13 protein-coding genes are annotated in these 15533 nt (G+C 43.2%); 5 read left to right on the top strand and 8 right to left on the bottom strand.

What is annotated here, in order from left to right:
• The first annotated feature begins 197 nt into the window (after positions 1–197).
• From M1L62_RS19910 to M1L62_RS19900, 3 genes are all read left to right on the top strand, one after another.
• A complete protein-coding gene (locus tag M1L62_RS19910; RefSeq protein WP_254561372.1) occupies positions 198–728 on the top strand; it encodes an RNA methyltransferase in 531 nt (176 codons plus the stop codon).
• 150 nt (positions 729–878) lie between these two features.
• Positions 879–1301 (top strand): histone H1/H5 family protein, HCT subfamily, encoded by a 423-nt coding sequence (locus M1L62_RS19905; protein WP_254561371.1) that lies wholly within the window; start codon positions 879–881, stop codon positions 1299–1301.
• A gap of 78 nt (positions 1302–1379) precedes the next feature.
• Entirely contained in the window at positions 1380–3152 is a 1773-nt protein-coding gene (locus tag M1L62_RS19900) for a lamin tail domain-containing protein (protein WP_254561370.1), read from the top strand.
• A 16-nt stretch (positions 3153–3168) separates the two neighbouring features.
• Here the strand turns inward: M1L62_RS19900 and pgeF are convergent, their stop codons facing one another.
• Together pgeF and M1L62_RS19890 are read right to left on the bottom strand one after the other, a co-directional pair.
• Positions 3169–3942, bottom strand: a complete 774-nt coding sequence (gene pgeF, locus M1L62_RS19895) for a peptidoglycan editing factor PgeF (RefSeq protein WP_254561369.1) — start codon at positions 3940–3942, stop codon at positions 3169–3171.
• 100 nt (positions 3943–4042) lie between these two features.
• Positions 4043–4558: a DinB family protein gene (locus M1L62_RS19890; RefSeq protein ID WP_254561368.1), complete on the bottom strand. Its 516-nt coding sequence runs from the start codon at positions 4556–4558 to the stop codon at positions 4043–4045.
• Between the two features lie 160 nt (positions 4559–4718).
• Between M1L62_RS19890 and M1L62_RS19885 the strand changes: the two genes are divergently transcribed.
• Positions 4719–5951 (top strand): metallophosphoesterase family protein, encoded by a 1233-nt coding sequence (locus tag M1L62_RS19885; protein ID WP_254561367.1) that lies wholly within the window; start codon positions 4719–4721, stop codon positions 5949–5951.
• Between the two features lie 43 nt (positions 5952–5994).
• On the opposite strand, the gene M1L62_RS19880 is transcribed toward M1L62_RS19885, so the two are convergent.
• The gene (locus tag M1L62_RS19880; protein ID WP_254561366.1) at positions 5995–6186 is read right to left on the bottom strand and encodes a hypothetical protein; all 192 of its coding nucleotides are present in this window, start codon (positions 6184–6186) and stop codon (positions 5995–5997) included.
• Between the two features lie 241 nt (positions 6187–6427).
• On the opposite strand from M1L62_RS19880, the gene M1L62_RS19875 reads away from it, so the two are divergent.
• Positions 6428–7891, top strand: coding sequence for a gluconokinase (locus M1L62_RS19875; RefSeq protein ID WP_254561365.1), 1464 nt, complete (start codon positions 6428–6430; stop codon positions 7889–7891).
• Between the two features lie 227 nt (positions 7892–8118).
• On the opposite strand, the gene M1L62_RS19870 is transcribed toward M1L62_RS19875, so the two are convergent.
• The 5 genes from M1L62_RS19870 to M1L62_RS19850 form a co-directional block, all read right to left on the bottom strand.
• Positions 8119–10407 carry a TonB-dependent receptor gene (locus M1L62_RS19870; RefSeq protein ID WP_254561364.1) on the bottom strand — a complete coding sequence of 763 codons (2289 nt, stop codon included), beginning with the start codon at positions 10405–10407 and terminating at the stop codon, positions 8119–8121.
• Positions 10408–10585: 178 nt separating this feature from the next.
• A complete protein-coding gene (locus tag M1L62_RS19865; protein WP_254561363.1) occupies positions 10586–11299 on the bottom strand; it encodes a DUF4198 domain-containing protein in 714 nt (237 codons plus the stop codon).
• A gap of 81 nt (positions 11300–11380) precedes the next feature.
• Positions 11381–11809 (bottom strand): DoxX family protein, encoded by a 429-nt coding sequence (locus M1L62_RS19860; RefSeq protein WP_254561362.1) that lies wholly within the window; start codon positions 11807–11809, stop codon positions 11381–11383.
• 61 nt (positions 11810–11870) lie between these two features.
• Positions 11871–14219: a TonB-dependent receptor gene (locus M1L62_RS19855; RefSeq protein ID WP_254561361.1), complete on the bottom strand. Its 2349-nt coding sequence runs from the start codon at positions 14217–14219 to the stop codon at positions 11871–11873.
• An 857-nt stretch (positions 14220–15076) separates the two neighbouring features.
• A complete protein-coding gene (locus tag M1L62_RS19850) occupies positions 15077–15484 on the bottom strand; it encodes a c-type cytochrome (RefSeq protein WP_254561360.1) in 408 nt (135 codons plus the stop codon).
• Positions 15485–15533 lie beyond the last annotated feature (49 nt).

Genomic DNA, 15533 nt, shown 5'->3' with positions numbered 1-15533 from the left:
AATGTAGTAATAATTTTACTTAACGGTAGTATGATGTTTGTTGTGCATGGAATTATTTTTTAAATGGTTGGATATTAGGATGTTGTCTTATCAGTCCTTTTCGAGTTAAACGGGAATGAAAAACTTATATTTTTTGCACTAAATCGTCGTAGGTTTGCGGAGAAAATGATGTTGAACGTTTAGAATAAGTAAATAACATGCGTAAACTGCTCATTGAGGAAATGAACCGGTTGTCGGTAGAGGAATTTAAGGAGTCGGATAAGTTTCCATTTGTGATTGTACTGGATAATATCAGAAGCCTGAATAATGTGGGTTCTTTTTTTCGGACAGCGGACGCATTTCGGGCCAGAAAATTAATCTTGTGTGGCTATACGCAAAATCCACCGCACAGAGAAATCACGAGAAGTGCGTTAGGTGCGGAAAATTCTGTAATTTGGGAAAAGGAAGAAACTACGCTTGCGGCAGTAATCAAACTAAAAGAGGAGGGTTATCGAATTATTTCAGTAGAACAGGCCGAGGGGAGTACTTTACTTCAAAATTTTGAACCTGAAAGTAATGTGCCTTACGCATTCGTTTTTGGAAATGAAGTGGAAGGAGTGGCAGATGAAGTCATTGCTGCATCTGATAAATGCGTTGAAATACCCCAATTTGGTACGAAACATTCGTTTAATGTGTCCGTTTCGGCCGGAATTGTTCTCTGGGAATTTGTGAGGAAAAATTTAACATAAATATAACACGTTATATTTGCTCTTTTGAAATTAATAGTCGGTATTTGCAGGTTGAAAGATAGGAATGTGATTAATTCAATAATGAGCTGAAATCAAGAACATTAGCTATTTAGTTATTCTTATCTTATTTATTTAAATAATTTTCTGATTATGAAATCCGCAACAAAAAAACTTACTACCGAAATCGCAGAAACATTAGTCGTGAAACTTGATGCGGTAACTGCTGATTCGAAGAAGATAAAGAAATCGATTGAGAAAGCAGCAGCCAAGTTGGCCAAAAAAGTTTCTAAATTTGTAAAAGACGAAGAAAAAAGGAAAGCAAAAGAGGCTAAGAACGCGGAGAAAAAAGCAAAATCACCAAAAAAGGAATCTAAAAAAGGTAAGAAAAACGCTGAAAAAGCCGCCAAGCTTGCGACACTTGTTGCCTCAGCAGTTTCGAAACCTGTTGCAACCCCTCCGGTAAAAACGGCTGCTCCGAAACCAGCTCCTGCCGCTAAGACAACTGCAAAACCAGCAGCTGCTCCTGCGAAAACTGCTGCTCCGGCTCCTGTAAAACCGGAAGAAACCAAATAGTTTTAAAAGGGATCAAATTTTCTGATTAAGATATATCAATTCAACTCTGAAAAGGGTTGAATTTTTTGTTTTAATGCCATGCTTTTGGCTATCGTCAGGGTTACCAAAGCAAAGTCGTTCCGTATTACTGTAAACCAGTTTGTTAACCGGAACACTGTCATGCTCATATGCACAAGAATCTTCTTTCTTTTTAACCTGCTTTGGGCTGGTATTTTCTGTCATGGGCAAGGTTATAATAGTGTTGTCATAACCGAAATCATGGCTGATCCCACGCCGGTTATTGGTCTCCCGGAAGTTGAATACATTGAATTGTTTAATCCATCTGGTCAACCTGTTTCTCTGAAAGGCTGGAAATTAGCGATTGGAACCAGATCTGCCACTTTCCCGGATTCCATTCTTGACGCACATGGTTATGCCATTATTTGCAGTGCCGGTAACGCCGGGCAAATGAAGAACTACGGCAAAGTGATTGCTATGGGATCTTTATCTTTGGCAAACGACGGAGCTACTCTGTCGCTTTATTCACGGAGTAACCAACTGATATTTTCAATAAGTTATGCATTGAACTGGTGGTCATCTGCTAAACGGGATGGTGGTTATGCACTTGAAATGACGGATGCTGGCAATCCTTGCGGGCAACGCGATAATTGGAATGTTTCCGCTGATCAGACAGGAGGGACGCCGGGAAAAAGAAACAGCGTATTTAGAAATAATCCCGATATCGTTCAACCGAAAATCCAGCATTGGGATATCATTTCAGAAAATGAATTGCGGATTACGGCAGATGAGAAACTTGATAGTTTAAACGCAGTCGCTGGTGCTTTGATAACTGTTTCGGGAAGGAAAATCATAAAAAGGAAACTGGAATCGCCCGGATTCAGGAGCTTAATCCTGACATTGGATTCGCCTTTTTTAGCAAATGTGAGTTACATAGTTTCTGTAAAAAACCTCTCGGATTGTGCCGGAAATTTATTGAGGGAGGCCGAAATGACAATGGGGTTGCCATCCAAGGCTGATTCCGGAGATGTTGTGATTAATGAAATATTATTCAATCCGCCTGAGGACGGTGTTGATTTTGTTGAAATATATAACAACTCAAAGAAGTTTATCAGCTTGAAAAACTGGGTGTTGGGGAATGTAAAAGGCGGAGAGCCAGATGTTTTTAAAACTATCACCGACGAGGAATTTATCATTTCTCCATTTACTTGTGTGGCGATTACTATCGACCAGGATTTAGTGAAACAATTTTATCCAACCGAAAATAACAGACATTTTTTAGAAGTGCCGGCGTTACCAGCGTTTTCCAATACTGCCGGAGGTGTGATTTTGAAGGATGCAAGCGGACGGGTTTTTGATCATTTCGATTATACAGAAAAGATGCACGATCCGCTTGTTAACGATCCCAAGGGTGTTTCACTTGAAAAGGAGGATGTTTCTATTTCTTCGCAAAACGCGGACAACTGGCATTCTGCCGCGTATAACCAAGGCAATGCGACGCCAGGTTATGCAAATTCCCAGATTAAGTCCGAAACTAACGAGAATTTTTTTGAGGTTGAACCCGAAGCATTCACACCTGATTCTGGTGGCCTGGACAATTTTGCAGCGCTGAAATACAAACTTACTTCACCGGGACAAATTGCAACCGTCAGGATTTATGATGTCAATGGGCGTTTAATACGAAATCTGATCAGAAATCAACTGGTAGGAACGGCGGGCGAGGTGCGTTGGGATGGAAGGGATGAAGTCGGAGCCGTGGTTAGAACGGGACATTACCTCATACTAACGGATTTATTTGATGTAAACGGAAACAAACGGCAGTTTAAAAACAAGGTTGTGGCCGTCAAAAAATGACCACAACCTTATCAGATCATCCTTTTATTCCAATGGTTGCGAGCAACCGGCCTGTCAGTCCTTTTTCTTTTCTGTAAGAAAAATAGTCTCCGTTGTGGATAACGGTTGAATACGGCGAAACTTCAATATAGTCCGGATTAACACCGGCTTCAATAAGTTGGTCACGATTGGCAGCTTTCAAATCAACGAAAAACTTGTTTTTTTGTTCGTCCCAGCGTTTGTAAACTGACTGAAAATTCTCTGCGACTTCTTCACCCACTTCAAAAGAGCATTCGTCAATACAGGTTCCTACGAAAGCGTGGCAATCTGATGGATCTGATCCATATGTTTCACCAAGCAATTTTACCGTTTTTTGTACAATATGCGCTACTGTTCCGCGCCAGCCTGCATGAATTGCGGCAACCGCTTTTTTTACAGGGTCAAAAATTAAAATTGGGGTGCAGTCGGCAACGGTTACCGCCAGCTGAATATCGGGTATGTTGGTGATCAGCGCGTCGTAGCCTTCAAACCGGCCGGGTTCCGTCACAACCAGAATTTCGCATCCATGCACTTGATGGGATTTGGCGACCTGTGAAAGGTCAATATCAAGCGCTGCAAAAAAACGTCTGTTATTTTCAGCAACGTTTTCAGGATTATCCAATGTGGAGCCGCCGAGATTCAGGGAACTGTAGGGTTCAGAGCTAACGCCACCGTGGCGGGTACTTTCTCCTGAAACGAGATTCGTTAAACCGGCAAATAAATCAGGGATGCGGTATAATGGTTTGTTATTCGAACTAGACTGATCCTTCACGCAGACTTTGTTTGTTAAACTTGAAATTCAAAGCCCAAAAATACACAACTCCATCATGTATCACATGATGGAGTTGTGTATTTTAACAAAAACCGTTTGATCAGAACAGCATTTCCTGTGGAGGTTTTACCCCTTTCATACGAATGTACACAGTAGTTTGTCCGCGGTGATGTGTCTGGTGTTCAAAAGCTTTTTCGAATGCAACACCGGTTTTCGACTGCATGCCAAATACTTTGATATCTTTTGGTAAATCCGAATCGCTCAGACCTTTTAAAGAATTGATGATAAAGTCGTAGCTTTCAAGTGTGGCTTTGCTAACAGCTGCTTTTGACTGATCAGCCATTTTTTCAACTGAACCTTCGAAAGGGCTGGGCTTGCCCGTAGCGGCGGCTGCAAATGCATAGTTAGCATCGGCAAGGTGTCCCATTTGTTGTGCAAATGAGCGAATTTCCGGCGTAGGCTTAAAAGCATAACCATCGTCCGGCATGGCGTCCAGATAAGCTTTGGTGTAATTTTTTGCTCTTTCCCATTCGGTGACCATCTTGGCAGTCGTAACCTGGGCAAACAGTGCCTGTGTTGTCAACAACATCATAGCAGAAAGTAGTAATTTTTTCATTGGGCTGTTTTTTGATTGATAATTGTCTGGAATTTACATCATACCTGAGCCGAAATCAAGAATATTTTCTGTTATTTATTGATCGTGTACTATTATTTTAAGTATTAAACTAGTGATAGACAGTTACATAGAGTGTGGCTGCTATAAATTATTAACATAGATGAAGGAATCAGACGGAGAGCGTGCAAAGAAATATTTAACGCTGGGCCACAGCGAGGCCGAAAATCACGCCAAAACCCAGCAGGAACTTTTTGAGAAATATGTTCAGGATAAGTCATCCGTATCGCGTGTCATTTCAGAATTTTTTAAGAGAAATCTTATCGGTTTTGCCTGGCATTATCTTCGTAGCCGTTTTGGACCGAGGCATCCCTACCAGGCATATCCCCGAAACGGTGACAGCGGTATTTATCCTTTGCAATCGTCCGTTCCAAGCCGTACTGACATAACGGTAGCTTTGCTTTCCGACTGGGCCAGTGACACGGCCGAGTCAGATGCTGTGGCGCATTTGACCGCGCGTTACGCACCCGATTACACCATACATATGGGTGATATCTACTTTGTAGGCACACCCAAAGAGATTGAAGAAAATTTTACGGCTCCGTATTCTTCCTGGTATTATGGCGAATCGGGGAGTTTGGCTTTGTCGGGCAACCATGAAATGTATTCCAACGGGAACGCATTTTTTCAGCATTTACTGCCTGCGATGTATGCAAAAACTGGCGAAGAACGTAAAACGCAGCAGGCCGGCTTTTTCTGTCTGGAAAACGAACACTGGAGAATTATTGGCATTGATACAGGATATACCTCAGTCAGCCGTCCTTTGCTCGAAATCATTTCTCCGCCGGATTGTAATTTGCGAAAAGAGCAGGTGGCGTGGTTACGTGATGTTGTTAAAATCGGTGATCCCGACGATAAAAGAGGTATCGTTTTTCTCAGCCATCATCCCTACATCTCTGCTTTTAGAGAAGAATATACCAGGCCCGGAGAGCAGTTGCAGGAGTTATTGGGCGTGGCTGACCGGCCGGTTATCTGGCTTTGGGGACACGATCATCGCCTGGTTATTTATAAGGCTGCAACAAATGGTAAAGGCCCATTGGTATTTGGACGTTGCCTCGGACATGGCGGATTGCCGGTGGAACTGAAAATGCCTGAAAGTAAAGAGGATCTTGAAAAGATTGATTTTTATGACCGGCGCATTCGACTGGAATTGGCTGGTTACCAACTTGGTTATAACGGATTTGCTATGTTAAGGCTCAATGGAAACAGTCTGATTGCGGAGTACCGCGACCTTGAAGATACGCAGGTTTTTGAAGAAGAATGGGTGATAAACAAAACAAACGGCCAACTCGAATGGAAGGTTTTGAAAGCACTTCCGGAATTGGCCGTTCGATAATGTTATGAGTTTTCATTTCAGATTAAACTGAAATGAAGAAGTATCAATGATGGTCGTCTGCTGATTTGTCTTTGTAAAACGCAGCGAATGTTACCACAAGACCGATTAATCCAAGGGTGAATACGAAAAGATCCCCAAATACCGCAAGGATAATTACTAATAATAAGAATATCGCGATAGAAGCGCCAAGAGAAGCACCTTCTGGTTTGCTATGTACGTGTACGTCGTCAGTCATGGTTCAATAAAAATTTGAATAGTATTGTTTTACTGATGCGAAAATAATAAAAATTAGTTAATTAGGAGCTGCCTGCCGAAATTTTGTTTGATCCTCAATTTAACAACCAACAGCAAAATTTGGATAGGCGAATGGAAAATGAGCGATAAAGTCCGGCACAACTTCGAAATAATTTATAGTGTGTAAGACCAGAATATAATACATTTGTCAGGTAATAAAATTCAATCCAGGCCCCTTCGAAATGTCTTTTATAATCGGTTGTGATATAGGTACTACAAACGTTAAAACTACTGCTTTTGACTCTGATTCTGCCGGGATACTGGCTTCCCACAGTGAAGGATATGAGATGCTTCATCCACAACCCGAGTGGAGTGAACAGAATCCGGATGATATTTTCAAGGCGGTTTGTAACTCGATCCGGAAAGTCTGTGAGATCTGTAAGCCGCAGGGTGAGCCGATCGGAATCAGTTTCAGTTCCGCCATGCACAGCATTTTGTGTATTGATAAAAATGGCAAGAATCTGACCAATCTGATCATCTGGGCAGATAACCGAAGTGCTGAGATTGCCAAGAAATTACGCCCTTCTGCTGACGGAAAAAAAATGTATCGGCATAACGGCACACCGGTTCACGCGATGACGCCAGCCTGCAAACTGGTCTGGCTTCGGAAAAATGAAAAGCGTATTTTTGATAAAACCGACAAGTTTATCGGCATTAAGGAATACATTATTTTCAAGCTTACCGGGCAATTTGTGGTCGATTATTCCATTGCTTCGGCAACGGGCCTTTTTAATATCAAGAGTAAAAAATGGGATACCTGGACGCTTGAAAAAATTGGCCTGGATGAGAGCCGGTTATCGAAAGCAGTATCGGCCTACCATATCGAAAAATTACCTGCGGAAAATGAATTTCAATTGCCCGAAGGAACACCATTGGTCATGGGAGCCAGTGACGGCTGTCTGGCAAATCTGGGTAGTGGAGCCATACGCAAGGGAACGATGGCCATTACCATCGGAACCAGTGGCGCTGCCAGAATTTGTTCTGATGTGCCGTATCTGGATGAAACGATGCGCACTTTCTGTTATATTCTCGACGACGATACCTACGTGGTGGGAGGGCCTTCAAACAACGGCGCCGTGGTGTTTGAATGGCTGAAAAATACTTTTTTCTCAGACAGCGACTATAATGAAATTTTTGATGCGGCCGCTCAGGTTAACCCCGGATCGGACGGACTTTTATTTTTCCCGTACCTGCTGGGAGAAAGAGCACCTCTGTGGAGCTCTGCTGTGAGAGGTGGCTTCCTTGGACTCGATATTCAGCATACCAAGCCGCATTTTGCGAGAGCCGTCATGGAAGGTATTCATCTGAATATTTACAGCATCGGGAAAATTTTACTGGAAACACAAAAGGTTAAAACCATTTATGCCAACGGAGGGTTTGCGCATAGCCCGTTCTGGGTGCAGATGCTGGCCGATGTTTTCGGAACGCCGGTTGCTTTAAATGATACTGTTGATACCGGAACTGTCGGTGCAGCGATGATGGGATTAAAAGCGCTTGGACGGGTGAAAGAGTTATCCGACCTGGATTTCTTTACCCCTGTGAGTACGATTTTTGAGCCTGATAAAGCGGTGCATAAGCAATACCGTGATGTTTATGAACAGTTTTGTATATCATCGGAGGGAGTGTTGATCAACGCGGGGAAATAATTTTTGGGTTGTCGGCTGTCGGTTGTCAGCGGTCGGCATACCGCTCTCAGTTGAATGGCGACGCAATGATTTGGATCAGAGAAGCTTCTTTTTGTTTGATATAACAACTTTGAAAAGATAATAACAAACCCGGACCTGAAACGCAGGCCCGGGTTTTTCTGGTATAGTGGTAAATGTAATGATTGGCAAACAAGATGTTAAGGCCAGGCCGACAGCTGACCGCCTTCTCAGAATTTAAAAATTACGTTTCCTGAAATTTGTCTCATCGACTGCACTATTCCGTAATTTGACCAGTATTTTTCATTGCCCAGGTTATTTCCTTTGATCGTAAACCGCCATTTCGGCTGATCGAAAAACAGGGACGCGTTGACGGTGGTATAAGAGGGGATTGTGATGGTGTTGGCTACATCAAAATAAGAGTCGGCCACATAATTTCCACCGATGCCCAGTCCGATATTTTTCAGGAAATTTCCTGTGAATTTGTAACTCGCCCACAGGTTGAAATACTCACCCGGGTTGGTGGAGACTTTTTTGCCGGTGAGTTCGGGCGTTGATTTTGAGATTTTAGCATCATTTTTAGCATAACCAGCGATCAGATTGAATCCTGTAACCGGGTTGGCTACCAGTTCTACTTCAAATCCTTTGCTTTCCTGTGATCCGGATTGAACCGTGCGGCCCTGCTCAATGTAAGTCGCATTTTTCATATCAATGTTATAGTAGCTCAAAGTACCACTGATTTTGCCGCCAAATGCCTCAGCCTTGATACCCGTTTCCCACTGATTTGCCTGCATCGGTTTAAATACCGAAGTGGTACCGTCCGGCTGCACAACGGGAGCGACGTTCTGAAATCCGTTCATGTAATTACCAAAAACAGAAACCTGGTCTTTTACCAGCTGGTAAACCAACCCAAGTTTCGGAGAAAAAGCGGTCTGTTTGTAGTCGTTCGCCCCGACAATGCCATTGGTCACCGTGGGTTTATTCACAAACCGGTCAACGCGAAGACTTAACATGGCAATCAGCTTGTCAGTCAAATTGATCACGTCAGAAAAATATGCGCTGTATGTGCTCAGCTTTGTTTCGTTGTTGCTGTTGGCGGCAGCGGCTACGAGTGCGTTTACTTTTTCAAGATTTATGGCAGAAATCGACTTTCTGGTATTCACAACATCATAAGTCCCAACATTGGTGTAACGGAGCTGACTGCGGAATGTGTAATAATCCACACCTGCCAAAAGCCGGTTTTTAAAAGGTCCGATCTTAAACTCTCCGGTAAAATTCTGCTGCATATTAACGGATGTGAAAATACGGGGACCATAATTGGATATCGTCCTATTGAATGTCGTGTCGCTCGTCCAGGATGGGTATATCTGGTTGCTGTGTTCAATGCGGTTACTTCCAAGTGCCACGTTCGTAAGCGATGTCCAGTTTTTCGAGATCTTGTATTTGGCCTGTGTAAAGTAATTGGAAGACGTTAGCTGCGCGTCAATATTTTCTCCGCCCAGAGAAGTTTTAAAGTCGATCGGAATGTCCCCGAAATTTCGATAACTCGTTTTGTTCAGGTTCTGGTAATAAGCGACCGTCGAGCGGTTTGTCGTGTTCAGCGCGGCGTCAAATACAAAAGATAATTTTTCATCGACCTTATACGAAAGACTCGGCGCAAAAGTATACATTCTGGTGTGGCCGAAACTCTGGAATGTGCCTTCATTGTGAGCCGCAGCATTTACACGAAGTAAAACCGTTTTGTCTCCGCTGATCGGTGTATTGATATCAACGGTAAAGCGGCTCAGTTCATAACTTCCGCCGGTGTAGGAAACCTCACCCTTGAAATGCTCAAAAGGTTTTTTTGTAACCTGATTGATAAGTCCGCCAAAACCGACGATACTCGACCCGAACAACGTTCCGGACGGGCCTTTGATCACTTCAATTCTTTCGAGATTGATCATGTCCTGCTGATAAACCTGAACCGCCATCCCGTTTTGTACTGTTGTAGTTACGTTGAAACCACGAAGTGTACCACCGGTACCTCCGGCAGGATTGTTGTTTGGGGCGATTCCCGCCACATTGCGCAAGGCATCTTTGTAGTCGATAACGACCTGGTCGCTCAGCAATTCTTTTGAAATGGCGCTGTAAACCTGAGGGTTTTCCAGATTGGCCAGCGGCATACGGGCCACGTAGTCGGTTTCCTTAGCGTCAAATTTGTTGATATTACCTTTGATCAGAACTTCATTGAGCGCATGCGCATCCTCCTTGATGCGAATCACAGGAAGTACAACACTCTGTCCTTCCGCGGCTTCAAATGGAAAATCCTGAGCCTGATAACCTACGATCCTGATCTGAAGAATATGGTTTCCGGCAGGAATGTTACGTAATTGAAATACACCTTTTGCATCGGTGACGGTTCCGTATTTGGTATCCTTGATGACCACAGTAACGAAAGGAGCTTCCTTGCCGTCGCTGGTCTGGATCTGACCTTTCAGACTTGTTTTGATATTTTGCTGGGCAAAGAGTGTCTTGCTCATTGCAAACAGCATGAGTGAATAAATCAGGGTGCGCAACATGATGTTGATTGGTGAAAAAAGTAAAACTGTATCTGGGAAATGACTTCTTTAAGTGGATTTTAGCGTGTCTGGGAAAAAAGCGACACGTTTTTAGCTAAAAATCCGTGTCGCTTTTTTATTGATGAAAGTGCCGGGAGAATTATTTTACGTCAACCAAAAGTGTCGCACATCGCCATACGGAAGTGTAATTTTTGCCATTGTGTTCACCTTCTTCTTTTTCGCTTTTGGAAGCTTCAATACTGTATTTTCCAACCCAGATTGGCGTGAATTCAGCCACACCCTGCGCATTGGTGCTGATTTCCTTATTCCAGCCGCTTGGCGAATGCACAGCAACATGCAGTTTTTCGGATGGTTTTTCTTTGAAGAAACCTGTCAGCTGAAAAGGCTTATTAACCTTGTATGCTTTGCTGGCGTCAGAGAAAACACTGATATCGTTGGTATTTAAAGCCGGATCGTTTCCTGCCAGTGATTTTCCAACCGCAACGATCGCGCTTGCATTGAACTGGTACTTTGTTTTTCCACCAAGTTCTTTGGCTGTGTGGCTAACTGTGATCGTATATACGCCGTCTTTTTCGGGTGTAAATTCCGAAGTGAAATGATCATCGGCAGCCGTTGTTGCCAGTTTTACTTTTTGTTTATCGGGACCTGTAAGCCACAGCGTAAATTCCTTTACGTCCGAGTACCAGTCCGCAATTTTTTCAGGCTTGTCGTTTGGCTCAGAATAAATTATTTTGATGGTTTGCTTCTGTCCGGCCTTACCCGTTGTATTGGTTTCTATCCATAACGCATGTGCAAAAAGACTGCTGGTATGAAGAAAAAATGCGATAACGATTAAAAGAATATTGCGTTTCATTGTGTATCAGGACGGTGCGCCGTCGCGTTTTTGTATGAAAAAAGATTAAGTTTTATTTTTAAGATACCGGTCGGAAGCGGTTTAGTATTTGGTTTGTTTTGAAGAAATAAGGCCGTCCAGGCTATATTTTCCAGGCCCGAGCAGCAACAGAACGACGTAAACCAGAAGATAGGAGAAGCCGCCGTAAGCCTTCCCGAAAATATCGCCCTCGTGTGCCATGAATGTGATTACAGCAGCCGTGACGATAAGCGGAACTGTGGCAGCACGGGTGAAAAGTCCGAGAACAAGCAAGGCACTGCAGACCAGTTCTGCGAAAATGGCGAAGACCAGTGAGGTGGCAGGACCAAGTCCCATGAAATCCATGAATTCAGTTTGTTTTTCTGCAAATCCCTGGTATTTGGCATAACCATGCGGGATCATTAAAATTCCAAATCCGATCCGTAGAATCAGCATGGAGAAATCAAATGCGCCTCGTGAATAAGTAATGGAGTTAAGTGGTAATTTAGACATAAAAGGTAGTTAATGATGCAGACAGGTTATCCCTGTCTGCATGAAAAGAGTGTTTGGGTTATTAGAATTTGTAATTGATGCTCAGACGTGAATTTCTTGGCGCTTCTGCCTGCCAGTAATAGTAGGTTGCGTAGGCCACACCGCTGTAAAGATATTTGTCGAGAATATTGAAAACATTGGCAGCAATGGTAAACTTGTTGCTTTCCCAGGATACGCCACCATCCAGTTTGAAATAATTGGGAAGAGCATCTCGGCCCGCAGGTGCGAACGACCAGGTGCTGCGGTCGCCCTGATAGGATACGCCCGCAGCGAAGCCAAGGCCTTTTAGCGCTCCGGCACCGACGCGGTAATTCAGCCAGGCATTGGCAATATGTTTTGAATAACCCGGCACTTTCGCCCCTTCTTTCATACTGGTTGTTTCCCTGGTGATTTTTGAATCGGTATAGGCATAGTTGGCGATCAGGCTAAGACCCTTTACGATTTCTCCGCGGACGTCAAATTCAATTCCTTCTGTTTGGGTTTGTCCCAGTTGCAGGGAAAAACTTTCTCCGGCAGCATTTCCCGGATCAGCTGAAAGCTGGTTATTTTTTATGATCCGGTAAAGAGATAAGGTCGTGTTCCATTTGTTGTTGAACCAGTCTCTTTTGATACCTGCTTCGATATTGTTTCCGCTGATCGGTTTTACTTTTTCACCACTGCGGATCACACCGGTTTGCGGAACGAAAGTTTGGTCGTACAAAGCGTAAACAGACGAACCTTCATCAAGCGAAACACTCAAACCAACACGGGGGGTAAATTTCTTACCCTTTGTAACAGTTCCGTACGAGTTTTCTTTTACGTCCGTGTATCGTCCTGCAAGTGTCAGGCGGATTTTGTTTTGAAGGAACCCAAGCTCATCCTGAAAATACAAACCGGTGTAGGTCTGGTTAATGGCCGTTGTATTCGCACGCTGGCGCAGACTTTTGCTTCGATTAAAGGTCGGATAGCCGTAGTAAGGTTTTCCGTACGCGGGATTGTTGATGTTAAATGACCCAATGGTATCGAGCTTAAATGTTGTACCCCAATCTGCGATGTATTGTTTGTTGCCAAGGTCAATTCCACCCAGGATGCGGTGGTGTACCGGCCCGGTCTGTATATCGCCGTTTACAAAAACCTGCGCATATTTGGATTCATTTAAGGCATCCCAGATACTTACCTGGCGCACCACGCTGCCGTTGTTGAAAACGCCTGCCTGCCACATGGACGATCCCACCTGGTCATAATTAAAATAAGCAGCCTGCGCAGTCAGTTTCCAGTCGCTGTTAAAGTTGTGCTGCAAATTAATGAGAATGCTTTGGTCGTTGATTTTTGTAGGATCAAGACCGGGTTCTGCCAATGTAAATTCACGCGGTTTTGAAGCGTAACCCTCTGTCCCGAAAACATAATACGATCCAACATTGGACATATTTGCATACTGAAGTGTATACTCAGCTGTCAGTGTGGTCTGCTCATCGATTTTATAACTGACAACTGGCGCAATGCTGTAACGTTTGGCATATTCATAGGGGCGGAATGAGTTTTTGGTCTGTCCCATGATGTTGAGGCGGTAGAGAAGCTTACCGGAATCATTCAGTTTACCATCAAGATCCAGCGTCGCGCGGTAAAAGTCAAAACTTCCGAAAGTCATATTGGCTTCACCTTTTGTCTGTCCCGTTGGTTTTTTTGTTACCACATTGTAAATACCACTCGGCTCGCCGTTTGACATCAGGAATCCCGCAGGGCCCTTTACAAATTCAATGTGTTCTACAAAACTCATGTCTTCCGTCAAAGGTCCCCAGTTGGAGGTAACGTTCATCCCATTACGGAAGGCAGATGCCCGTGATCCACGCATATTCACACGCGCATACATATCGCCCCAGTGTTCCACACGTGATGCACCGCTGATGTTTCTGAGTACCCCATCGCTCATACTCGTAATCTGTTGTGAAGCAAGTACTTTGGAGGTGATGACCTGAATATTTTGAGGTGTTTCCAGAATTGGTGTCATCAAACGGAGGCTTGAAGAAACTTCATTGGACTTGTATGCGCTGCCTGTTTTTACAACGACTTCATCCAATTGGTTGGCTGTTTCTTTGAGACTGAAATTTATTGTGGCCATTTGTCCTTCAATAATTTCGACGGATTGTTCGAGCGTTGCAAGTCCCACGAAACTCGCCAGGATTGTATAATTTCCAACCTTTATTTTATTGATTGTAAAACTACCGTTTTCATCAGATGTCGTCCCCTGTTTGTGTCCTTTAAGGCCTATTGAAACATGCGGTGCGGGTTTTCCGTCCGATGAGGTAATCTGTCCTTTAAGACTTCCGGTTTGCGCGTAAGTGCCGCAAATGGTAAGAAGCATAAAACACATAATAAGATAGATTTTCTTCATTTTTTGAGTGGTTAACTTATTTATAAAATTGGATTTAATCGCGTTTGAAAGTTCTGATTAGCAACCGATGAAAATCGAATGTTAAGGGATATTTATGCGTTTTGAACAAGCAGTTTTTAAAGTCACTAATACATAAAAACCAGAATTTCAAATCATCGGTTATTATTTAGACTAAATTTAATTAATACAAAAGTATGTGTGGATTTAATAGGTAGCAAGAATTTATTTAGAATATTTAAAAATAAGTATTCTAACATGTTATTTTAATATATGGCGTTGGGGATTTGTTTGGAGATATGTTATCGATCTTTGGCAGATCTGGTTGGTTACTGATTGTGAGTGAGGTTTACGAGGCGTTCCGATAGGAACGCATGGTTGGTTGATGGTTACCTTTTCTACCAACGAGTTGTGCCTAGGGCACAAGATAAATCGTTCCAAGCTTTTTGGAAGCTAAACAATATGGTGTCATTATCTGCCTTCGACAGATTTCGTGGGTAGAAAATTCGTGGATGTATTTTAGGGGGCGTTCCTTCGGAACGCGTGGTTAGTTGATGGTTGCCTTTTCTACCAACCAATTGTGCCTAAGGCACAAGATAAATCGTTCCGGGCTTTTGGTGGTTATAAATATATAGTGTTATCATCTGCCTTCGGCAGATTTCGTGGGTAGAAAATTTAGTGGAAGTGTTTTCGGAGGCGTTCCTGTGGAACGCTTCGTGCGGATTTGCCATGATGTCTCTATCAATTAACCACCCCGTTGGCAACACAATAGCAACAAACTTTGACATGACTGAAATAAAAGAGGTATTTATTCTAAGCGAACAAATACCTCTGGTCTTAATATCATTATTCCTCGATGGTTACTTTTCTTTCACCGCTTCCACCATCTTTTCCGTAATCATTTTCTTTTCAGACGAATTACCCCATGAGTTCAGGATATAATTCATTACATCGGCGATTTCTTCGTTGTCGAGTCCGGGTGTTGGCATCATGTTATCAAACGCTACATTGTTAACAACGATTTTGCCTTGCAAACCAAATTTGATTGCGTGGATTGCTTTTTCGGGTGTTTTGGTGAGATAATCTGCTTTTGCCAGGGGCGGGAACGTTTGCGGGATACCTTCGCCTGCTCCCATGTGGCAGGTGATGCAGTTTTCTGAATAAATCCCTTTTCCCCGTGCAATGCTTTTTTCAAGTTCATCTTCCTGGCCCGGAAAAACGGCAGAGCAAAAAACAACTCCTGAAAGGAGCAATATGATAGATTTCATGTGAATAATTGCCTTGATAAATGGTAAGAGGCTTTACCAAATTATGGAT

This window comes from Dyadobacter diqingensis (assembly GCF_024220585.1).
In the GTDB taxonomy this organism is placed as follows: domain Bacteria; phylum Bacteroidota; class Bacteroidia; order Cytophagales; family Spirosomataceae; genus Dyadobacter; species Dyadobacter diqingensis.
This window is presented reverse-complemented; position numbering and strand designations above follow the sequence as displayed.